A 19,943-nucleotide genomic window follows, 5' to 3' on the forward strand; every position below is an offset into this window, starting at 1 on the left:
TGGGCCCTCGGCTTTTGCCACGCCACCCGGGGGCGGTACGGTCATCGTCGTAAAGCACCATAGGGAGGCGAAGGGCGTCGATGGCCATTGCCAAGGCCGAGCGGCTGATGAACCTGGCGCTGTGTCTGCTCGGGACGCGGCGGCCGCTCAGCAAGCGCGAGCTTCGTGAGTCCATCGAGGCCTACCTCGAAGCGGGCAGTGACGACTCCTTCAGCCGGATGTTCGAGCGGGACAAGGACGATCTGCGCGAACTCGGCCTGGTCATCGAGACGGTGGAGAACCTCGACGGCGAGGTGGGCTATCTGGCCCGCCGTGACAGCAACCGTCTGCCGCCCATCACGCTCGACGCCGAGGAGGCCGCCGCTCTCGGTCTCGCCGCCAAGGTGTGGCAGCAGGCCCGGCTGGCCGGTGCGGCCAGCGGCGCCCTGCAGAAGCTGCGCGCGGCGGGGCTGCCCGAGGACGTCGACCCGTATGAGGCGCACGGCGCCCTGGAGCCCCGTATCCCCGTGCACGAGGTCGCGTTCGAGCCGCTGATGCTGGCCTGCCGCGATCGCCGGCCGGTCGTCTTCGACTACCGCAAGGCCACCGCCGCCCACCCCGAGACCCGGCATGTGGAGCCGTGGGCGCTGGAGTGCTGGCGCGGCCACTGGTATCTGGCCGGCTGGGACCGCGACCGGGGCGCCGAGCGGGTCTTCAGGCTGTCGCGGATCACCGGCAAGGTGCGCAGCCGCAGCGGCCGGTTCACGGCGGAGATCCCCGATGTCGTCACGGTCCGGGAGACCGTGGCGAGCTGGGCGGGGGAGACCGCCGACCGTTCCGCCCTGATCCGGCTGCGTTCGGGCGCGGGATACCCCCTTCGGGCGAAGGCCACCGCGGTGCGGGAACTCGGCGACGGCTGGGACGAGTTGGAGATTCCGTACGGGCACGGGCTGGATGCCTGGCTGGTGGAGTTCGGGCCGGACGTGGTGGTCCTCGAACCGGCCGAGCTGCGTGCGGACGTGGTGGACCGGCTGCGTGCCGTGGCCAAGGGCTGAGGGGGAGCGGAGCAGGACAGTGGCAGGCAAACCGGTCAGGCCCGTGAACGCCATCGACCAGACCCGGCGGATGCTCTCCCTGGTGACGTATCTGAAGGAGCGTCCCGGGGCCCGGGTGGAGGACGTCGCGCGCGCCTTCGGCATCAGTGAGGAGGAGCTGGTCTCCGACCTGGATGTGCTGCCCATGTGCGGCACCAGCTTCCGCGGCGGCGACCTGCTCGACATCGACACCGACGGCGAGCGCATCTGGTGGCACAACCCTGCTGCCCTCGGCGAAGAGACAGCGGAGCCCCTGCGGCTGGCCGCCGACGAGGCGACGGCGCTGCTGGTGGCCGCCCGCGCGGTGTCCACCCTGCCCGGGCTGCGGGAGAGCGACCGGCAGGCGCTGCTGCGGGCCAACGCCAAGCTGGAGGCCGCGGCCGGTGAGGCGGCGGGCGCCAGCTCCCGGCTGTCGGTGACCTTCGAGTCGGAGGGCGGTGTCTTCGCCGACGTCGACCGTGCGATCTCGGAGCGCCGCCGCCTGTGGATCCGCTACTACTCGCCCGCGCGTGACGAGCTCACCGAGCGCGAGATCGACCCCATCCGGCTCGTCAGCGTCGGGCACACCTATGTGGAGGCCTGGTGCCGGCGCTCCGAGGCGCGCCGGACCTTCCGGCTCGACCGGGTCGCCGAGATCAGGATCCTGGACGAGCCGTCCGCGCCGCCCGAGATCGAACTCAGGGACCTGTCGGAGGCGCTGGTGCAGCCCGCCGCCGAGGACCCGGAGGTCGTCGTCGAGGTGGGCCCGGGCGGCCGCTGGGTCGCCGAGTACTACCCGCACGACAGCGCGGATGAGCTTGCGGACGGCGGACTGCGTATCACCCTGCGGACCCCGGATCCGGCGTCGCTGCGGCGGCTGGCGCTGCGGCTCGGACGGGACGGCCGGATCGTCTCGCCGCCCGAGCTCGCCGAGAGTGCCCGCCAGGCGGCCCGTGCGGCGCTGGCGGCGTACGACGGCGTCGAGGCGCAGGTCCCGCGTGGCGGGCCCGCGGTGCACGACGGGTAGTCCGGCAGGCGGGAGTGAGCTGGAAGGGGCGTCGGCTGCGGGGCCCCGGAGGCGATCGGCCTAGGGAAGAGGAGCAGGGGCTTTGAGCGAGTCGTCGGTTGCTGGTGCGGGGGGCATGTCGGTGGCGGCCGCCTTCGCCGGGATGAGAAGCGTGTCCCCGGTGACGTTCAGGGCGGGCTGCCCGGACTGCCGTGGCAGCTTCGAGCTCGCCGCCGCGGCCCTGCGCCTGGCGATCGGCGCCAGCAGCCGCACGACTTTCTACTCCTTCACCTGCCCCGACTGCGGCGCCTCGGTCCGCAAGCCGGCCGGCGAGCGCATCGTCGAGCTGCTGACCGGCGGCGGGGTCAGGACCTTGCGGACGGTCTAGGCTCGACGTCATGTTCTGGCCGATGTTCGCGGTAGCTGTGGGTTTCCTGGGCCTTGCCGTCCTCGGGGTGTTCGCCGTGCGGGTGTTCGTCGAGGCGCAGCGCCTCGGCCGGCAGGTCACGGACTCCGCGCGCCGTATCAACCAGGCCGCCGAGGACCTCGAGCGGGCGGCCGTGAGCACCGCCCGCGCCGCGGACTCCCTCTGAGTGCTGCTCTGCGAGGCGTGTGAGTCGTGCTGCCCAGGCGGTTTGGGTCACTTCGACCTGTCATCGGGGCCACCCTGGCGGGTACGCTGCTGGTCGCGGCCCGGAGAACGAGGCCCGGACCGCGGACCGGGAGTACGCACGGGGATTGCCTCACGTTTACCCCTGAGCGTTACGATCGCTGGCAGCACGGCTGATCGGACACTTGTCCGACTGGTCGGACAGCACCCCACCCCAGCCGCCTCGGTGAGAAGGTAAAGACTTATGTTCGGAAGGCTCGGCGCCCCCGAGATCATTCTCATCCTTATCGTCGTCGTTCTCCTTTTCGGCGCCAAGAAGCTTCCCGACATGGCGCGCTCGCTCGGCAAGTCCGCTCGCATCCTCAAGAGCGAGGCCAAGGCGATGAAGGAAGAGGGCAGCAGCACGGCCACCCCGGCCGGCCCGCCCAACGACGAGCAGCCCCCGGCTCAGCGCACCATCCAGGCCGCCCCCGGTGACGTGACCAGCTCGCGCCCGGTCAGCGAGCCGACGGACACCACCAAGCGCTGACGCAGGGCCGGACACCTCCGGCCCGCCGCACGAGATGAGGATGTGGGTTGCTCAAGTCTGCCCGCAAGAAGGAGAAGGATCCCGAGGGGCGGATGCCGCTCGTGGATCACCTTCGTGAGCTCCGCAACCGGCTCGCGAAGGGCATGCTGGCCATCACGGTCGTATCCGTGGTGGCTGCCTTTTACAGCAATCAGCTGATGAGCTTCCTCATGGACCCGGTGCCCCGCTGCACGAAGGGTCTGGGGGAGTCCACCGGCGGCCACTGTGCGGTCATCGCGTACACCGACCTGTTGTCGCCCTTCACCACCACGGTGAAGGTGGTCTTCATGGCGGGCGTCGTGCTCTCCAGCCCGGTCTGGCTCTACCAGCTCTGGGCGTTCGTGGCACCGGGCCTGCACAAGCACGAGCGCAAGTACACCTACTGGTTCGTGTCGGCCGCCGTACCGCTCTTTCTGGCGGGCGCCTGGCTCGCCTACACGATCCTGCCGATCAGCATGCGCGTGCTCCTCGGGATCACGCCCCAGGGCTCGGCGAACATCCTGCCGATGGACAAGATCCTGGACTTCATCGTCCGGATGATCCTCATCTTCGGAGGCGCCTTCGAGCTGCCTCTGATCCTGGTCATGCTCAACTTCGCGGGCATCGTGAGCGGCCGCAGGATGGTCAGCTGGTGGCGCGGCGTCGTCATGGGCGTCTTCGTCTTCGGAGCGGTGGCCACCCCCACCACCGACCCCTTCGGCATGATCGCCCTGGCCGGGCCCATCGTGGTCCTCTACTTCATCGCGGTCGGCGTCGCCATGCTGAACGACCGGCGCCGCAGGCGGGCGAATCCCGACGCCGAACTGGACGACGACGAGGCCTCCGACCTCGACCTGACGCCGGAACCCATCGGCGAGGTCGAGCGCGTCTCGGCGGGGCCGACTGTGCCCGAGCAGGCCAACGGGAGCGTCAACGGGTACGACGACGTCACCTGAGCACCACCACGGGACAACGGCATGACCAAGGGCCGGACGGAAGAACCGTCCGGCCCTTGTGCTGCGTGCGGGGAGGGTCCCGGAACGGATAATGATCGTCCTGTTGTCAGTGCGGACCGGTACGCTCGAAAGCACGATGACAGAGGACCTCTCCCCGGCTGAACGGTACGCGGCTGCCCGCAGGCGCGCTGCCGAGCAGGCCACCGCGCTCGCCTCCTTCCGCGAGATGTACGACTTCGGCCTCGACCCCTTCCAGATAGAGGCCTGCCAGGCGCTGGAAGCGGGCAAGGGCGTGCTGGTCGCCGCGCCCACCGGCTCCGGCAAGACGATCGTGGGCGAGTTCGCCGTCCACCTCGCGATGATGCAGGGCAAGAAGTGCTTCTACACGACACCCATCAAGGCGCTGTCGAACCAGAAGTACGCCGACCTGTGCCGTCGTTACGGGGACGGCATGGTCGGACTGCTCACCGGCGACAACAGCATCAACCCCGACGCCCCGGTGGTCGTGATGACCACCGAGGTGCTGCGGAACATGCTGTACGCGGGCTCGCAGACCCTCCTCGGCCTCGGCTACGTGGTCATGGACGAGGTGCACTACCTCTCCGACCGCTTCCGCGGCGCCGTATGGGAAGAGGTGATCATCCACCTGCCGGAGTCGGTGACCCTGGTGTCCCTGTCGGCGACCGTGTCCAACGCCGAGGAGTTCGGTGACTGGCTCGACACCGTCCGTGGCGACACCGAGGTGATCGTCTCCGAGCACCGGCCCGTGCCGCTGTTCCAGCACGTGCTCGCCGGGCGACGGATGTACGACCTGTTCGAGGAGGGCGAGGGCCACAAGAAGGCCGTCAACCCCGACCTCACGCGGCTGGCCCGGATGGAGGCCCAGCGGCCCTCGTACCAGGACCGCAGACGGGGCCGGGCGATGCGTGAGGCCGACCGCGAGCGGGAGCGCAGACAGCGCTCGCGGGTGTGGACCCCGGGCCGCCCCGAGGTCATCGAGCGGCTCGACGCCGAGGGCCTGCTGCCCGCCATCACCTTCATCTTCAGCCGCGCCGCCTGCGAGGCCGCCGTGCAGCAGTGTCTGTACGCCGGGCTGCGGCTCAACGACGACGAGGCGCGCGCGAAGGTCCGCGACCTCGTTGAGGAGCGCACCGCCGCCATCCCCACCGAGGACCTGCACGTCCTCGGGTACTACGAATGGCTGGAGGGCCTGGAGCGCGGTATCGCGGCCCACCACGCGGGCATGCTGCCGACGTTCAAGGAGGTCGTCGAGGAACTGTTCGTACGGGGGCTGGTCAAGGCCGTGTTCGCCACCGAGACCCTCGCGCTCGGCATCAACATGCCCGCGCGCTCGGTGGTGTTGGAGAAGCTCGTCAAGTGGAACGGCGAGCAGCACGCCGACATCACACCCGGCGAGTACACGCAGTTGACCGGCCGCGCGGGCCGGCGCGGCATCGACGTCGAGGGCCACGCCGTCGTCCTGTGGCAGCGCGGGATGAGCCCCGAGCACCTCGCCGGGCTGGCGGGCACGCGCACCTACCCGCTGCGCTCCAGCTTCAAGCCGTCGTACAACATGGCGGTCAACCTGGTGGAGCAGTTCGGGCGACACCGTTCGCGTGAGCTCCTTGAGACCTCCTTCGCGCAGTTCCAGGCCGACAAGTCGGTCGTCGGGATCTCCCGGCAGGTGCAGCGCAACGAGGAGGGCCTGGAGGGCTACAAGGCCTCCATGACCTGCCACTTGGGCGACTTCGAGGAGTACGCGCGGCTGCGCCGCGAGCTCAAGGACCGGGAGACCGAGCTGGCCCGGCAGGGGGCGGCCGAGCGGCGTGCCGAGGCCGCCGTCGCGCTGGAGAAGCTCAAGCCGGGTGATGTCATCCATGTGCCGACGGGCAAGTACGCCGGTCTGGCGCTGGTGCTGGATCCGGGGCTGCCGGCCGGGCGTTCCAACGGCCACCGGGGCTTCGAGCACCACGACGGGCCGCGACCACTGGTCCTGACGGCCGAGCGGCAGGTCAAGCGGCTCGCCTCGATGGACTTCCCGGTGCCGGTCGAGGCGCTGGAGCGGATGCGCATCCCGAAGTCCTTCAACCCGCGCTCCCCCCAGTCGCGTCGGGACCTCGCCTCCGCGCTGCGCACCAAGGCCGGGCACATTCCGCCGGAGCGGGCCCGCAAGAAGCGCTCCCAGGCGGCCGACGACCGTGAGATCGCAAGGCTGCGGACGGCCATCCGCGCCCACCCCTGCCACGGGTGCAACGAGCGGGAGGACCACGCCCGCTGGGCCGAGCGCTACCACCGGCTGCTGCGGGACACCTCGCAGCTGGAGCGCCGTATCGAGGGCCGTACGAACACCATCGCGCGGACCTTCGACCGGATCGTGGCGCTGCTGACCGAGCTGGACTATCTGCGCGGTGACGAGGTCACCGAGCACGGCAAGCGGCTGGCACGGCTGTACGGCGAACTCGACCTGCTGGCCAGTGAGTGCCTGCGCGCCGGGGTGTGGAACGGGCTCGGCCCCGCCGAACTCGCCGCCTGCGTCTCGGCATTGGTGTACGAGGCACGGGTGGGCGACGACGCCATGGCGCCGAAGCTGCCCTCCGGCAAGGCGAAGGCCGCGCTCGGCGAGATGGTGCGGATCTGGGGGCGGCTGGACGCCCTGGAGGAGGACTTCCGGATCACCCAGACCGAGGGCGTGGGCCAGCGGGAGCCGGACCTCGGGTTCGCCTGGGCCGCCTACATGTGGGCCAGCGGCAAGGGGCTGGACGAGGTGCTGCGGGAGGCCGAGATGCCGGCCGGGGACTTCGTGCGGTGGTGCAAGCAGGTGATTGACGTCCTGGGGCAGATCTCCGCTGCGGCTCCTGTGTCCGGCGGGGAGAGCTCGACGGTCGCGAAGAACGCCCGCAAGGCGGTCGACCTGCTGCTGCGGGGGGTTGTGGCCTACTCGTCGGTGGGGTGAGGTTGGCGTGCGGGTGCATGTCGTCTGTGGCTGGTCGCGCCGTTCCCCGCGCCCCTGATGCCTGCGGCGCATCTGCGGATTGACTGGGGTGCGCGTAGCGCCTGCGGTTCGATTGCGGGTCGGGGCCGCGCCGGGGTGTCCGTCCTCGGTCGGGCGGTGCTGCCTGGGGGGCTGTGGTCGGTGGTGGACGCCCGCCGCTGCGGGCGGACACCCCGCCACGTCCCCTTCCCGCCGTACGCGGCATGCGGGCCCGTGGGTGCGCCGGCTGCGTCTAGCGGGCGAGATATGACCGCCAGCTGCCGTACGACGTGATGTCCTCGGCGTCCGTGAGGGCGGACGGCTCGCACAGGAAGCCGGGGACCTGGGTGCCGTCCGCCAGTTCTACGCTGCCCAGGGTCATCGGGCGGGGGAGAGCCGTCAGCAGACGGCCCAGGCCCTCCGCGGGGAGGGTCCAGACCTCCGCCTCGATCGCCCTGCCGCCCTCGCCGACGTGGACGAGGCCCGGCTTCGGGGGTGTCGTGCGCAGGGCGTGCAGGCGGTAGGCCGGCGCCGTGGTCGTCGTACGGTCCAGGCGGGCACCCAGCGCCAGGAGCTGGGGGTTCAGCGGCTGGCCGGTCAGGTGCGCGCCCACCACCGCCACCTGGGCCTCCGGCTGGAGCAGCGCGGCGATCCGCGCCAGTCGGTCGTCCGTGAACGCCGGGCCGATCAGCATCACACCGAACGGCAGGCCGTCCACCTCGCCCGCGGGGACGGCGGCCGCCGCCAGGTCGAAGAGGTTGGTGGAGTTGGTGAAGCGGCCCAGGCGGGCGTTGGCGCCCAGCGGGTCGGCGGCCACCTCGGCGAGGGTCGGATGGCCGGGGGTGGTGGGCAGCAGCAGGGCGTCCGCATCGGCCAGTTGCGCGAGCGCGCGGGCGCGCAGCGCGGCCAGACGGTCGGTGTCGGCGTAGAGCCGGTGGGCCGGGATGTCGCGGGCGCGGGTGATGATGCCGGCGACCGTGGGGTCCAGGCCCTCGACACCGTCCGCGATCGCCTTGTCGACAAAGGCGCCCACGGCTGTGTAGCGCTCGGCGACGAAGGCGCCCTCGTAGAGCATCGCCGCGGCCTCGGTGAACGGGGTCAGATCGAGGGTGCGGAGGTCGGCCCCGGCGGCTTCGAGCTGCCGTACCGCCGCCTCGTACGCCTCCGCCCAGCCCTCGTCCAGCTCGCCGAGTTGCTCCCGCGGCGGGACGGCGACGCGCCATGGGCCGGGGGCGCGCTGGGGGAGCGGCGGGAGCTCGCGGTCCGGCGGGCAGGTCATGAAGGACAGCGCCTGCTCGGCCTCCGCGAGGGTGCGGGCGAACACCGTCACACAGTCGATGGAGGCACAGGCCGGGACCACTCCCGCCGTCGGGACCAGACCGCGGGTCGGTTTCAGGCCGACGATGCCGTTGAACGCGGCCGGGACCCGGCCCGAGCCCGCGGTGTCCGTGCCCAGCGCGAGGTCGACGATGCCCAGGGCCACGGCGACGGCCGAGCCGGAGCTGGAGCCGCCGCTGATACGGGCGGGATCGTGCGCGTTGCGGACGGCGCCGTGCGGCGAGCGCGTGCCCACCAGGCCCGTCGCGAACTGGTCCAGGTTGGTCGTGCCCAGCACGATCGCGCCCGCCGCGCGCAGTCGGGCGACGACCGGCGCGTCCGCCTCCGGCTGGTAGGCGTACGCCGGGCAGCCCGCGGTGGTGGGCAGCCCGGCCACGTCGATGTTGCCCTTCGCCGCGAACAGGCGTCCGGCGAGCGGGAGTCGGTCGCCTGCCGCCACGCGGACGTCGATCGCGTGGGCCTCTGCCTCCACCTCCGCCTGCGGGCGCAGGTCGATCCAGATCTCGGGGCGGTCCACCGCCTCGATGCGGGCGTAGGCGGCACGGACACGGTGCACAGCGGACATCTCTTGCTCCTCGGTGTGGTTCAGTGCGCCGCCGGGGCCAGGACGAGCAGGGCCGTCCCCGCCTCCACCTGGTCGCCCGGTCGGGTCAGGATCTCCGCCACCACGCCGTCCATCGGCGCGTGCACCCTGGACTCCATCTTCATCGCCTCCAGGGCGAGCAGAGGCTGCCCGGCGCTCACCTCGTCACCCGGCTCGACGTTCAACTGCCATACGGACGCGGCGAATTCGGCCTCCACCAGACGGCCGCCCGCCGGGACGGACACCTCGGCCGGGGGAGTGGCCGGTGCGGCCGCCGCCTCGGCCCGGGTGAACTCCCCGGCGGCCTCCCACGCGTCCCGCTCCGCGGCGAAGGCCCTCTGCTGCCGGGCCCGGAACGCACCGATCGACGCGGCGTTCTCGTCCAGGAAGGCCCGGTACTCGGCGAGCGAGAAGGTGCCCTCCTCGATGCGCGGCACGAAGCGGCCGGAGGTGAGGTCGGCGCGCAGGCCGAGGAGTTCGTCCGCGTCCACCGGGTACCACCGGATGCGGTCGAAGAAGCGCAGCAGCCAGGGCGAACCCGGCTCGAACGCGCCGCGCTGCTGCCACCCCGACCACACCTGCGTCGTACGGCCCACGAACTGGTAGCCGCCCGGCCCCTCCATGCCGTAGATGCACAGGTAGGCCCCGCCGATGCCGACCGAGTTCTCGGCGGTCCAGGTGCGCGCCGGGTTGTACTTCGTGGTCACCAGGCGGTGGCGGGGGTCGAGCGGGGTCGCCACGGGGGCGCCCAGGTACACGTCTCCCAGGCCCAGGACGAGGTATTCCGCTTCGAAGACCGTGTCGTACACGTCGTTCACCGAGTCCAGGCCGTTGACCCGGCGGATGAACTCGATGTTCCACGGGCACCAGGGGGCGTCGTCGCGGACGCCCGCCATGTAGCGGGCGATCGCCTCGCGGGTCGCCGGGTCGTCCCAGGAGAGGGGGAGATGGACGGTGCGCGAGGGGACGACGAGTTCGTCCGTGGGCGGCAGTGTCGCCGTGATCTCCCGTACCACGGCCAGGAGCCGGTGGAGCGGCAGGCGGACCGGATCCGTCTGGATCTGCAGGGAGCGGATGCCCGGTGTGAGATCCGTGATGCCTTCGGGGCCCTCCTCCGCCACCGCCTCCATCAGCGCGTGGACGCGCATGCGCAGCGCCAGGTCGAGCTGCATGGGCCCGAATTCGACCAGCAGGTTGTCGTCGCCGCTGCGGCGGTAGGTGATGTCGCCGTCGCGGGCCAGTACGCCGCCGTCGACGATGTCCGTGCGGGGCGAGCCGTCGACGGTCACCGGCGCGAAGCGGACCGTGTCGCCCGGGCGCAGCTGGCCCAGCTTCCACCGCTCGCCGCTGAGGACCGTCGCCGGGCAGACGAACCCGCCGAGCGAGGGGCCGTCCGGGCCGAGCAGCACCGGCATGTCGCCGGTGTAGTCGACGGCGCCGACGGAGTACGGGGTGTCGTGGATGTTGGACGGGTGCAGGCCCGCCTCGCCGCCGTCGGTGCGCGCCCAGCGCGGCTTGGGGCCGACCAGTCGTACGCCCGTGCGGGCCGAGTTGAAGTGCACCTTCCAGTCGGCGGCGTAGAAGTCGCGGATGTCGTCCTCGGTGAAGAACTCCGGCGCCGCATGCGGGCCTTCGACCGCCTCCAGGTGCCATACGGCGGTGAAGGAGGGGCGGTCCGCACGAGGCACCGGTGCGCCCTGGGCGACCGTGCCGCCGTGCAGCACGTCGCCCGTGCGCAGCGTCCGGCCGCCGTGCCCGCCGAACCGGCCCAGGGTGAAGGTGCTCGCGCTGCCGAGGAAGGCCGGTACGTCCAGGCCGCCGGCGAAGAGCACGTAGGTGCGCAGGCCGTGCTGGGTGGGCGCACCGATTTCCAGCACGGCCCCCGCGGACACCGTCACCGGTTCCCACTGCGCGACGGGCGTGCCGTCGACCGTGACCTCGGCCGGGGCGCCCGTCACGCACACCGTCGTCGGGTGCGTGAACCTCAACGACGGCCCCTGGAGGGTGCATTCGAGACCCGGGGCGCCCTCCTGGTTGCCGAGCGCCCGGTTGCCGAGCCGGAAGGACAGGTCGTCCATCGGACCGCACGGCGGCACACCGACCTGCCAGTAGCCGGTGCGGCCCGGCCAGTCCTGCACGGTGGTGAGGGTGCCGCCGGAGACGACCTCGATGCGCGGTGTCGGGTCGGTCACGGAGGCCAGCGTCGCCGTGGAGTGACCGGCGGCCCTGAAGTCGGGGTGGTCCAGCGCCGCGCGCACCAGGCCCAGATTGGTCTCGATGCCGTCGACGCGGGTGCGGGCCAGCGCCTCGTCCAGTCGCTGGAGCGCATGGGCGCGGTCCGGGCCGTAGGCGATGACCTTGGCGAGCATCGGGTCGTACGACGTCGTCACCTCGGTGCCGGTCTCCACCCAGCCGTCGACGCGGACGCCCGGCGGGAACTCCACCCTGGTCAACAGGCCCGCGCTGGGCCGGTGTTCGCGCGAGGGGTCCTCGGCGTAGAGGCGGGCCTCCACGGCGTGGCCGCGGGGTGCGCCCGGTTCGCGTACGACATCGGACTCGCCGCGGGCCAGGCGCAGCATCCAGGCGACGAGGTCGACGCCGTAGATCCCTTCCGTGACCGGATGTTCCACCTGGAGGCGGGTGTTGACCTCGAGGAAGTACGCCTCCTCGCGGGCGGCGTCGTAGACGAACTCGACGGTGCCGGCGGAGCGGTAGCCGACCGACGCGCACAAGTCGCGTGCGCTTGCCGCGAGTTGTTCGCGCACGCGCTCCGGGAGGCCGGGGGCGGGGGCCTCTTCCAGTACCTTCTGGTTGCGGCGCTGGAGGGAGCAGTCGCGGTCGCCGAAGGTGACGACCCGGCCCTCGCCGTCGCCGAAGACCTGCACCTCGACATGGCGGGCGTGCTCGACGAGCCGCTCCAGGAAGACACCCGCGGAGGAGAAGGAGGCGGCGGCGACGCGCTGCACCCGCTCCCAGGCATCGGTCAGTTCATCGGCGCAGCGACATGCCGACATACCGATACCGCCGCCACCGCCCGTCGCCTTGAGCATGACCGGGTAGCCGATCACGGCCGCCTGCGTGAGGGCCTCGTCCACGGAGGCCAGCAAGCCCGTCCCCGGTGCCAGCGGCACCCCGGCCGCCTCGGCCGCCGCCCGCGCGGTGTGCTTGGCGCCGAACAGCTCCAGCTGCTCGGGCGTCGGGCCGACGAACACGATCCCGGCGTCCTCGCAGCGGCGCGCGAAGGCCGCGTCCTCGGACAGGAAGCCGTAGCCGGGGTGGATCGCACCCGCGCCGGTGTCCTTGGCCGCCTTCAGCACCAGATCGGCGTCGAGATACGACTCCTTCGCGGGCGCCGGACCGAGCCGTACCGCCTCGTCGGCGAGCCGGACGTGGGGGGCGGAGCGGTCCGCATCGGAGTACACGGCGATCGTGCGCAGGCCGAGTTCGCGCGCGGTGCGGATGATCCGGACCGCGATCTCGCCCCGGTTGGCGACCAGCAGCGTGTCGAAACTCATCCGGCGTCCCCGATCGTCATCTCCACCGCCGTCGGCTCGAAGCCGTTGCACGGGTTGTTGATCTGGGGGCAGTTGGAGACCAGGACGAGGACGTCGCGCTCGGCGCGCAGGGTCAGCTTCAGGCCGGGCGCCGAGAGGCCGTCGACGATGCCGAGCGTGCCGTCCTTCTCGACGGGCACGTTCATGTACCAGTTGATGTTGGAGACGAGGTCGCGCTTGCCGAGGCCGTGTGTGGCGCCCTCCGCGAGGAAGTTGTCCACGCACGCGTGCTGGGACCAGGTGTGGTGGCCGTAGCGGAGGGTGTTCGACTCCTTGGAGCAGGCGCCGCCGACCGTGTCGTGGCGGCCCACGTCGTCGGCGGTCAGCGTCATCAGCGGGGTGTGCTCGTTGGACATCAGCACGCTGCCGGTGGTCAGGAAGATGTTCCCCTGGGCGTGGATGGTGTCGGGGGCGCTGTAGCGGACCGAGGTGTCGTGGGCGTCGTAGACGAGGAAGTCGACGGCCTGGTTGCCGTGCAGGTCGGTGATGGTCAGCGTCTGGCCCGTGCGGATCACGGATGACCAGGCGGCGCGGGCGGGAACCACGGTCTTCGTGCTCATGCGAGCCCCCTCGCGGCAAGGAATTCGGCGGTGTTGAGGAAGGCGCGGCGGCCCTCTGGCGTGGCCTCCCACAGCGGGTCGCCCGGCGGGGTCGGCGCGGCGCGCCAGGCGAGGACTTCCAGCGGGGTGCTGACGTAGTCGGGGCGCGGGTCGGCCGGGTGCGGCACGTTGGCGATCAGTACGGTGACGTCCTGTTCGGCGCGGAGCGTCACGCTGCCGCCGGGGCCGGTGGACCCGGTGAAGTCCAGGGCTCCGTCCTCACGCACCTCCACGCCCTGGAAGAACGACAGCGACGGCGGCAGGTCGCGCGGCTCCAGGCCGTTCTTCGCGGCCGCCAGCTTGAACAGCTCCCGGCCCGCGGGGGATGCGGACTGCGGGGTGCCGTCGCCGTACCGCTGCGTGTTGCGTACGAGGCTGGAGGTGCCGCACAGCGCGTCATGCCGCCCGGAGGTGTCGGCGACGACACTCGCGAGCACGCGCCCCTGGTCGGACAGGAGGAGCCGGCCCTCGCCGAGGTAGGCGTTCCACTGGACCTTGACCGTGTCGGCGACGTTCAGCCGCTCCCAGGGCCGGTCGGCCACGAACAGCAGCAGATGGACGCAGGCGTCCCCGTTCAGGTCGGTCAGGCGCAGCTCCGTGCCGCGGGCCAGCACCCGGTGGGTGTAGTTGCCGCCCGCCACCGTCTCGGCCCAGACCAGATGGCCCGCCGCGCGAGGCGGGTCGGGCCATGCGGCCGCCGGTACGACGGGCATGGCCTCGGCGTGTGTGCCCTCCTGGGCGCGTGCGTGGTCGCGCGCCCCATATGTGGTCGCTGTCGCCATCGCGGGACCTCCGGCTCCGGTGTGGTCTCTTCCGGGATTGTTTCTGTCGCCCGACAGAAATTAGGAGCCGGACGGGTCGCGGGCATTGCCCGCACGTTGCCGCCGGGTTACCGAGCCCTCACGAGGGCGACCGGCAGCGCACCCAGGCTCTCCGGTGGGCCCGTGGGAGATCGCCCTGCCAGGTCGTGTGCGAGGATCGAACGCATGGGAACGGCGGGTGGAGGAGGCGGGCGTCGGGTCGGCAGGCCGCGGGCCGCGCAACGGCCGGACAGCGGGCTGGAGCCACGCGACGAACTGCTCGCGGCCGCCGCCGAGTTGTTCACCACCCGCGGGTACGCGGCCACCACCACCCGCGCGGTCGCCGAGCGCGCGGGTATGCGGCAGGCCTCCATGTACCACTACGTCTCCGGCAAGGAGGAACTCCTCGCCCAGCTGCTGGAGTCCACGGTCACTCCCTCGCTGACCTACGCCCGACAGCTCCTCGCCGACGACGCGACCCCGCCCGAGGACCGGCTGTGGGAGCTGTGCCGGACGGACGTGGAGCTGCTGTGCGGCGGCCCGCACAACCTCGGCGGTCTCTACCTGCTGCCCGAGGTGCGCGCCGAGCGGTTCGCCGGCTTCCATGCGGTACGCGCCGAACTCAAGGACGCCTACCGGCAGTTGCTCGCCGGTACGGCCGCCGGGAGCGCGCTCGCCAAGAACGAGCTCGACCTGCGTACGGACCTGTTGTTCGGTCTGATCGAGGGCGTGATCCTCGTGCACCGCTCCGACCCCGAGCGCCCGGTGTCGGTGTTCGCCGAGGCCACGGCGGACGCGGCGCTACGGATCGCCGGCGTCTGACCGTCCACGGCGGAATCTGATCTTCACCCGTCACGGTGAGTATTTTTCGTACATGCATGCGTCGTGACGGGGTGTGTTCGAATGGCCGCCGAGTGTGCAAATGGAGCCGAGGTTACCCCTTGGTCCGGTCCCATTTCAGGTGCTTGCTGAATATGACACGGCGATGATCCGGTCGGACTAAGCTCGCCCGCAGCGCACCGAGTTGAGGCATATTCGTGCGCTTGTTCCCAAAAATACCGAAGATCCAGCGCAGTCCCATGCGTACCCCACTTGCAAGCTCCCCAGACACCCAGCCGATCTTTTTCAGAGGGCCTACATGGTGAGTGTTCAATCCCCTCCCGGGCGCCGTGAACTTCCTTACGCGCGCGTGCTGTTGCTGCCCGCGATACTGATGGCCGCAGCGACCGGAGCGGCCGTCGCCCTGGTGACCGTGCCGGCCCGCGCGGCTGTCCTGTGGTGCGGCGCCGTCGCCACACTCCTCGTGGTCGCGACGACGGCCGAAGCCGTACGCCGCGGCCGTGCCCTGCGGGCCCTGCGCGAGGAGAGCGCCCGTCACCGTGCGTACATGGAACGGCGGATCGCCGGACACGAGCAGGAGGTCCACCGCCTCTCGCACGAGATCGTCCCCACCGCCATCGAGTACCTGCGCGGCGGGCATTCGCCCAGAGAGGTGGTCCTTCTCCTCGGCGACATCGACCCCGCCTACCGCGACCTGCCCAAGGCCCAGGTGGCGTTGGTGAGGCGGATGCTCGACATCATCGACACCGAGGAAGCCCTGCGGGACTCCTCACAGCGCTCCTTCGTCAACATCGCCCGCCGCGTCCAGGCGATCGTGCACCAACAGGCCAAGGAACTCCGTGAGATGGAGGAGGACCACGGCCGCAACCCCGAGGTCTTCGACGACCTGCTGCGCATCGACCACGGCACCGCGCTGATCGGCCGACTCGCCGACTCCATCGCGGTGCTCGGCGGCGGCCGCCCCGGACGCCAGTGGCCGCAGCCGGTGCCCTTGTACAGCGTGCTGCGCGGCGCCATGTCCCGGATCCTGGAGTACCGGCGCATCTCGCTCGACAACATCGCCAAGGTCAACATCCGCGGCATCTCCGTCGAGCCGGTCATCCACGCCTGCGCCGAACTCCTCGACAACGCCACGCGCTACTCCCCGCCGCAGACCAAGGTCCACGTCATCGCGAGCGAGGTGCAGACCGGCATCGCCATCGAGATCGAGGACGCCGGCGTCAGCCTCAGCGAGGAGGCCCGCGCCAAGGCCGAGACCATGCTGGAGCGCGCCCAGGCCGGCGTCGACCTCCAGGAACTCGGCGACGCCCCGCGACTGGGCCTGGCCGTCGTGGGCCGCCTGTGCAAGGCGTTCGACATGCAGATCTCGCTGCGTGCCTCCGCGTACGGCGGTGTCCGCGCCGTCCTCGTCATCCCGCGCGTGATGGTGACCGGCGACGAGGCGCCCGGCCTCGCCCACGGCATCGGCGCCACAGCGTCTCCCAAGCTGGAACTCGGTGCGCTCGAAGGTCCCAAGCGCGCACCGAAGCGGCGGCGTCCCACCAGTCCGCGCATCCCGGCCGGCGTGTCCATGGAGGACGAGATCCCCGAGGTCACCGAGTGGACCGCGGGCGGCCTGCCGCAGCGCCGCAGCCGGGTCAAGATCCCGCTCAGCCAGCGGCTCGCCGAACAGGCCGCCGCCGAGGAGGCCGAGCGGGAGGCGAGGGCGGCCAGGCCCGCCTGGGCGACGCCCGTGCCCGAGCCCGAGCCGGAGACCAAGGAAACCGAACCCGGGCTGTGGGTCGAGGCGTTCTGGGAGGGCCTCAAGGGCGACCCGGACCCGACCGCATTCACCCAGCCGACCAACGAGCCGGCCCTCGGGGCCGACGACGAGAGGGACCACAAGTGATCCAGCAGCGAGCCAACTTCGACTGGATGCTCAAGGATCTCGCCGACGGAGTACCGGGCATCGAGATGATCGTGGTGCTCTCCGCCGACGGCCTGCGCATCGCTCGCTACGGGGGCGATCCGGACGCCGCCGACCGCGTCGCCGCGGCCTGCGCGGGACTGCAGAGCCTGGCGGGCGCCGTCGCCCACGAGATCCCGGGCAGCGACGGCCGGATGAAGCTGGTCATCATCGAGATCAACGGCGGCTACTTCTATCTGATGGCGGCGGGAGCCAACGCCTACCTCGCGGTGCTCTCCGACGTGGTCGCCGAACCCGGTCTGATGAGCAACCGCATGCGCGATCTCGTCGTCCGCATCGGGGCCCATCTCACCAGCCCGCCCCGGCGCAACGGGCAGACCGTATGACTCCTCCGCAACGCCGACGGCGATATCCCAGTCAGGAAACCGCAGAACCTCCCCCGACACCCTCCAAGGAAGGCCAAGAGGGTGAAACGAAGGCCCCGGAGCGGCTCTACGTCGTCGCCGGACCGGACGGGGAACGCGCCGACATCGACCTGGTCACGTTAATCGTGGCGCGCGCCGACCCGCCGCCTTCCGCCACCCCGGAGCAGACAGCGATGCTCCGGCTGTGCACGGCCCCCCTCTCGGTGGCCGAGCTCTCGGCCTATCTGAGTCTGCCGTTCAGCGTGGTGACCGTGCTGCTGACCGAGATGCTGACGGCAGAACTGGTGCAGGCGCGCGCCCCGATCGTCCGGCAGGCGCTCCCCGACCGTTCCCTTCTCGAAGCGGTGATGCATGGACTTCAAAGGCTCTGACACCATCCCCGGACCACGGACAGCGGATCATCTGCCGCACACGGCCCAAGCCGCGGTGAAGATCGTGATCGTGGGCGGCTTCGGAGTCGGCAAGACGACGATGGTCGGATCGGTCAGCGAGATCAGACCGCTGACCACCGAGGAGACCATGACGCAGGCCGGCGTCGGGGTCGACGACAACTACGGCTCCGAGTCCAAGACAGCCACCACCGTGGCCATGGACTTCGGCCGCATCAGCATCACCGACCAGCTGGTGCTCTACCTCTTCGGCACCCCCGGCCAGGAACGCTTCTGGTTCCTGTGGAACGGGCTGTTCGAGGGCGCGCTGGGTGCGGTCGTACTGATCGACACCCGTCGGCTCGAGGTCAGCTTCGACGTCATAGGGCGCCTGGAGGAGCGCGGCGTGCCCTTCGTGGTCGCCGTCAACTCCTTTCCTGACGCGCCCCGTTACCCCATCGCCGAGTTGCGCGCCGCGCTCGATCTGGCGGAGGAGATCCCGATCATCGACTGCGACGCACGCCGCCGGGCCTCCAGCCGGGACGTCCTGATGACGCTGCTGCGCTTCCTGCACGCGCTGGCCAGGGCGAAGGCGTCCACGTGAGCCACGCACCGGTCGAGCAGGGCCGTCCTCACCCCGTCCCGTCCCCGAGTCGTACGGCCCCTCCCCTGCCTCCCCGCACGACCTCCCCCCATGTTCGCGGCTTCGTCCCGCCCGGCCCGGGGGATCCCCTCACCTCCTTCACACCGGATCCACTTCAGCTTCGGAGCGATCATCGTGACGCCTGAATCCTTCTCCCCGATCGGTACGGACCAGTCCATGGCCGGCCCGCCCCCCGGCTGCCCCGCGCACGGCATCGGCCCCGGCGGGGCGCGACGGCTGTACGGCCCCGAGGCGGAGGACCTCGGCGCCGTGTACGAGAAGCTCCGCGCCGAGCACGGCGCCGTGGCCCCCGCGCTGCTGCACGACGACGTGCCGATGTGGGTGGTGCTCGGGCACAGCGAGAACCTGCACATGGTGAGCAGCCCCTCCCTGTACAGCCGCGACAACCGGTTGTGGACGGCTCTGCACGACGGCACGATCAAGCCGGATCACCCGCTCATGCCGCACATCGCCTGGCAGCCCATCTGCTGTTTCGCCGAGGGCGACGAGCACCTGCGGCTGCGCGGCGCGGTCACCGGAGCCATGTCGACCATCGACCACCGCGGCATCCGCCGCCACATCAACCGCGCGACCCAGCACCTCGTCAACAAGTTCTGCGAGGAGGGCAGGGCCGACCTGGTCAGTCAGTTCGCCGAGCATCTGCCGATGGCGGTGATGTGCGAGATCCTCGGCATGCCCGAGGAGTACAACGACCGGATCGTGCAGGCCGCCCGCGACATGCTCAAGGGCACCGAGACCGCCATCGCCAGCAACGCCTACATCATGGACACGCTGACGAGGCTGACCGCCCGCCGCCGTGCCGCACCCGAGGACGACTTCACCAGCCACCTGATCAACCACCCTGCGGGGCTCACCGACGAGGAGGTCGGCCAGCATCTGCGCGTCGTCCTGATCGTCGCCTTCGAATCCACCGCCAACCTGCTCGCCAACGTACTGCGCGTGGTGCTCACCGACCCCGGGTTCCGTGCACAGCTCAACGGCGGCCAGATGACCGTCCCTCAGGCGGTGGAGCAGTCCCTGTGGGACGAGCCGCCGTTCAGCACCATCCTGGGCTACTTCGCCAAGCAGGACACCGAGCTGGGCGGTCAGCGCATCCGCAAGGGCGACGGCCTTCTCCTGGGCATCGCTCCGGGCAACGTCGACCCGCGGGTACGTCCCGACCCGACGGCCCACATGATGGGCAACCGATCCCACCTCGCCTTCAGCGGCGGACCCCACGAATGCCCCGGCCAGGACATCGGCCGCGCCATCGCCGACGTCGGCGTCGACGCGCTGCTCAGCCGCCTCCCCGACGTCCAGCTGGCCTGCGAGGAGAGCGAGTTGCGCTGGCGGGCGTCCATCTCCAACCGGCACCTGGTGGAGCTGCCGGTCCACTTCGAGCCGAAGCCCCAGCAGGACGTGAAGGCGCTGCCCGGCCACACCCCCGTCCCCTCGCAGCGGACGGACTGGGAGATCGGCACCAGGCAGGCACAGCCGGCCGCCGCTGTCCCGGAGCCCCGGCCGGCCGCCGCTGCTCCGGAGCCCCAGCCGGTCCCAACGCCCCAGGCGGCGCCGGCAGCTGAGGAACCGGCCCGCCCGAAGGGCGCCTGGCGCCGCTTCCGGCGCTGGTGGCGAGGTTACTGACCGGACCGGTGAACTCCGGGCGCCCGCCCCGGCAGTCGGAGCGGGCGCCGGATGTCCACGCACACGAGCGGCCGCGTCGGGCCACGGTCAGCCGGCCGCCG

At 71.3% G+C, this 19,943-nt stretch carries 17 protein-coding genes; 13 read left to right on the top strand and 4 right to left on the bottom strand.

The window, feature by feature from the left end; translation table 11 throughout:
- Nucleotides 1-80 precede the first annotated feature (80 nt).
- The 7 genes from ACWC1K_RS21745 (at nucleotide 81) to ACWC1K_RS21775 (ending at nucleotide 7,124) form a co-directional block, all read left to right on the top strand.
- Nucleotides 81-1,034, top strand: coding sequence for a helix-turn-helix transcriptional regulator (locus ACWC1K_RS21745; RefSeq protein ID WP_450833467.1), 954 nt, complete (start codon nucleotides 81-83; stop codon nucleotides 1,032-1,034).
- A gap of 19 nt (nucleotides 1,035-1,053) precedes the next feature.
- Nucleotides 1,054-2,079 carry a helix-turn-helix transcriptional regulator gene (locus ACWC1K_RS21750; RefSeq protein WP_450833469.1) on the top strand — a complete coding sequence of 342 codons (1,026 nt, stop codon included), beginning with the start codon at nucleotides 1,054-1,056 and terminating at the stop codon, nucleotides 2,077-2,079.
- A gap of 82 nt (nucleotides 2,080-2,161) precedes the next feature.
- Nucleotides 2,162-2,446, top strand: a complete 285-nt coding sequence (locus ACWC1K_RS21755; protein WP_450833471.1) for a hypothetical protein — start codon at nucleotides 2,162-2,164, stop codon at nucleotides 2,444-2,446.
- A 10-nt stretch (nucleotides 2,447-2,456) separates the two neighbouring features.
- A complete protein-coding gene (locus tag ACWC1K_RS21760; RefSeq protein ID WP_450833472.1) occupies nucleotides 2,457-2,651 on the top strand; it encodes a hypothetical protein in 195 nt (64 codons plus the stop codon).
- 261 nt (nucleotides 2,652-2,912) lie between these two features.
- Nucleotides 2,913-3,197: a Sec-independent protein translocase subunit TatA gene (tatA, locus tag ACWC1K_RS21765; protein ID WP_450697278.1), complete on the top strand. Its 285-nt coding sequence runs from the start codon at nucleotides 2,913-2,915 to the stop codon at nucleotides 3,195-3,197.
- Nucleotides 3,198-3,289: 92 nt separating this feature from the next.
- Nucleotides 3,290-4,171 carry a twin-arginine translocase subunit TatC gene (tatC, locus tag ACWC1K_RS21770; RefSeq protein WP_450833520.1) on the top strand — a complete coding sequence of 294 codons (882 nt, stop codon included), beginning with the start codon at nucleotides 3,290-3,292 and terminating at the stop codon, nucleotides 4,169-4,171.
- A 91-nt stretch (nucleotides 4,172-4,262) separates the two neighbouring features.
- Nucleotides 4,263-7,124: a DEAD/DEAH box helicase gene (locus tag ACWC1K_RS21775; RefSeq protein ID WP_450833474.1), complete on the top strand. Its 2,862-nt coding sequence runs from the start codon at nucleotides 4,263-4,265 to the stop codon at nucleotides 7,122-7,124.
- Nucleotides 7,125-7,395: 271 nt separating this feature from the next.
- Here ACWC1K_RS21775 and atzF read toward each other — a convergent pair whose 3' ends face one another.
- From atzF to ACWC1K_RS21795, 4 genes are read right to left on the bottom strand one after another with little or no spacing between them, the layout of a single operon-like run.
- On the bottom strand, nucleotides 7,396-9,069 hold the full coding sequence (gene atzF, locus ACWC1K_RS21780; protein WP_450833522.1) for an allophanate hydrolase: 1,674 nt from the start codon (nucleotides 9,067-9,069) through the stop codon (nucleotides 7,396-7,398).
- Nucleotides 9,066-12,578 (bottom strand): 5-oxoprolinase/urea amidolyase family protein, encoded by a 3,513-nt coding sequence (locus ACWC1K_RS21785; RefSeq protein ID WP_450833475.1) that lies wholly within the window; start codon nucleotides 12,576-12,578, stop codon nucleotides 9,066-9,068. Before ACWC1K_RS21785 ends, atzF begins: the two co-directional genes overlap by 4 nt.
- Entirely contained in the window at nucleotides 12,575-13,177 is a 603-nt protein-coding gene (locus ACWC1K_RS21790) for an urea amidolyase associated protein UAAP2 (protein ID WP_450833477.1), read from the bottom strand. Before ACWC1K_RS21790 ends, ACWC1K_RS21785 begins: the two co-directional genes overlap by 4 nt.
- Nucleotides 13,174-13,998: an urea amidolyase associated protein UAAP1 gene (locus ACWC1K_RS21795; protein ID WP_450833478.1), complete on the bottom strand. Its 825-nt coding sequence runs from the start codon at nucleotides 13,996-13,998 to the stop codon at nucleotides 13,174-13,176. The genes ACWC1K_RS21790 and ACWC1K_RS21795 overlap by 4 nt, the downstream gene beginning before the upstream one ends.
- 204 nt (nucleotides 13,999-14,202) lie before the next feature.
- Between ACWC1K_RS21795 and ACWC1K_RS21800 the strand changes: the two genes are divergently transcribed.
- From ACWC1K_RS21800 to ACWC1K_RS21825, 6 genes are all read left to right on the top strand, one after another.
- Entirely contained in the window at nucleotides 14,203-14,838 is a 636-nt protein-coding gene (locus ACWC1K_RS21800) for a TetR/AcrR family transcriptional regulator (protein ID WP_450833479.1), read from the top strand.
- Nucleotides 14,839-15,154: 316 nt separating this feature from the next.
- On the top strand, nucleotides 15,155-16,744 hold the full coding sequence (locus tag ACWC1K_RS21805) for a sensor histidine kinase (RefSeq protein WP_450833480.1): 1,590 nt from the start codon (nucleotides 15,155-15,157) through the stop codon (nucleotides 16,742-16,744).
- Nucleotides 16,741-17,148 (top strand): roadblock/LC7 domain-containing protein, encoded by a 408-nt coding sequence (locus ACWC1K_RS21810; RefSeq protein ID WP_016434374.1) that lies wholly within the window; start codon nucleotides 16,741-16,743, stop codon nucleotides 17,146-17,148. The genes ACWC1K_RS21805 and ACWC1K_RS21810 overlap by 4 nt, the downstream gene beginning before the upstream one ends.
- Nucleotides 17,145-17,558, top strand: a complete 414-nt coding sequence (locus ACWC1K_RS21815; RefSeq protein ID WP_450697286.1) for a DUF742 domain-containing protein — start codon at nucleotides 17,145-17,147, stop codon at nucleotides 17,556-17,558. Before ACWC1K_RS21810 ends, ACWC1K_RS21815 begins: the two co-directional genes overlap by 4 nt.
- Nucleotides 17,539-18,159 carry a GTP-binding protein gene (locus tag ACWC1K_RS21820; RefSeq protein WP_450833481.1) on the top strand — a complete coding sequence of 207 codons (621 nt, stop codon included), beginning with the start codon at nucleotides 17,539-17,541 and terminating at the stop codon, nucleotides 18,157-18,159. Before ACWC1K_RS21815 ends, ACWC1K_RS21820 begins: the two co-directional genes overlap by 20 nt.
- A 174-nt stretch (nucleotides 18,160-18,333) precedes the next feature.
- Nucleotides 18,334-19,842: a cytochrome P450 gene (locus ACWC1K_RS21825; RefSeq protein ID WP_450833483.1), complete on the top strand. Its 1,509-nt coding sequence runs from the start codon at nucleotides 18,334-18,336 to the stop codon at nucleotides 19,840-19,842.
- Nucleotides 19,843-19,943: the final 101 nt, after the last annotated feature.

Source organism: Streptomyces sp. NPDC001492, from assembly GCF_053597275.1.

Bases quoted from the DNA above. Each gene is read 5' to 3' on its own strand.
- ACWC1K_RS21760 (WP_450833472.1), top strand. From the start codon at position 2,457: ATGTTCTGGCCGATGTTCGCGGTAGCTGTGGGTTTCCTGGGCCTTGCC.
- ACWC1K_RS21800 (WP_450833479.1), top strand. From the start codon at position 14,203: ATGGGAACGGCGGGTGGAGGAGGCGGGCGTCGGGTCGGCAGGCCGCGG.
- ACWC1K_RS21795 (WP_450833478.1), bottom strand. From the start codon at position 13,998: ATGGCGACAGCGACCACATATGGGGCGCGCGACCACGCACGCGCCCAG.
- tatA (WP_450697278.1), top strand. From the start codon at position 2,913: ATGTTCGGAAGGCTCGGCGCCCCCGAGATCATTCTCATCCTTATCGTC.
- ACWC1K_RS21790 (WP_450833477.1), bottom strand. From the start codon at position 13,177: ATGAGCACGAAGACCGTGGTTCCCGCCCGCGCCGCCTGGTCATCCGTG.
- ACWC1K_RS21815 (WP_450697286.1), top strand. From the start codon at position 17,145: ATGACTCCTCCGCAACGCCGACGGCGATATCCCAGTCAGGAAACCGCA.
- ACWC1K_RS21785 (WP_450833475.1), bottom strand. From the start codon at position 12,578: ATGAGTTTCGACACGCTGCTGGTCGCCAACCGGGGCGAGATCGCGGTC.
- ACWC1K_RS21805 (WP_450833480.1), top strand. From the start codon at position 15,155: ATGGTGAGTGTTCAATCCCCTCCCGGGCGCCGTGAACTTCCTTACGCG.
- tatC (WP_450833520.1), top strand. From the start codon at position 3,290: ATGCCGCTCGTGGATCACCTTCGTGAGCTCCGCAACCGGCTCGCGAAG.
- ACWC1K_RS21745 (WP_450833467.1), top strand. From the start codon at position 81: ATGGCCATTGCCAAGGCCGAGCGGCTGATGAACCTGGCGCTGTGTCTG.
- ACWC1K_RS21820 (WP_450833481.1), top strand. From the start codon at position 17,539: ATGGACTTCAAAGGCTCTGACACCATCCCCGGACCACGGACAGCGGAT.
- ACWC1K_RS21775 (WP_450833474.1), top strand. From the start codon at position 4,263: ATGATCGTCCTGTTGTCAGTGCGGACCGGTACGCTCGAAAGCACGATG.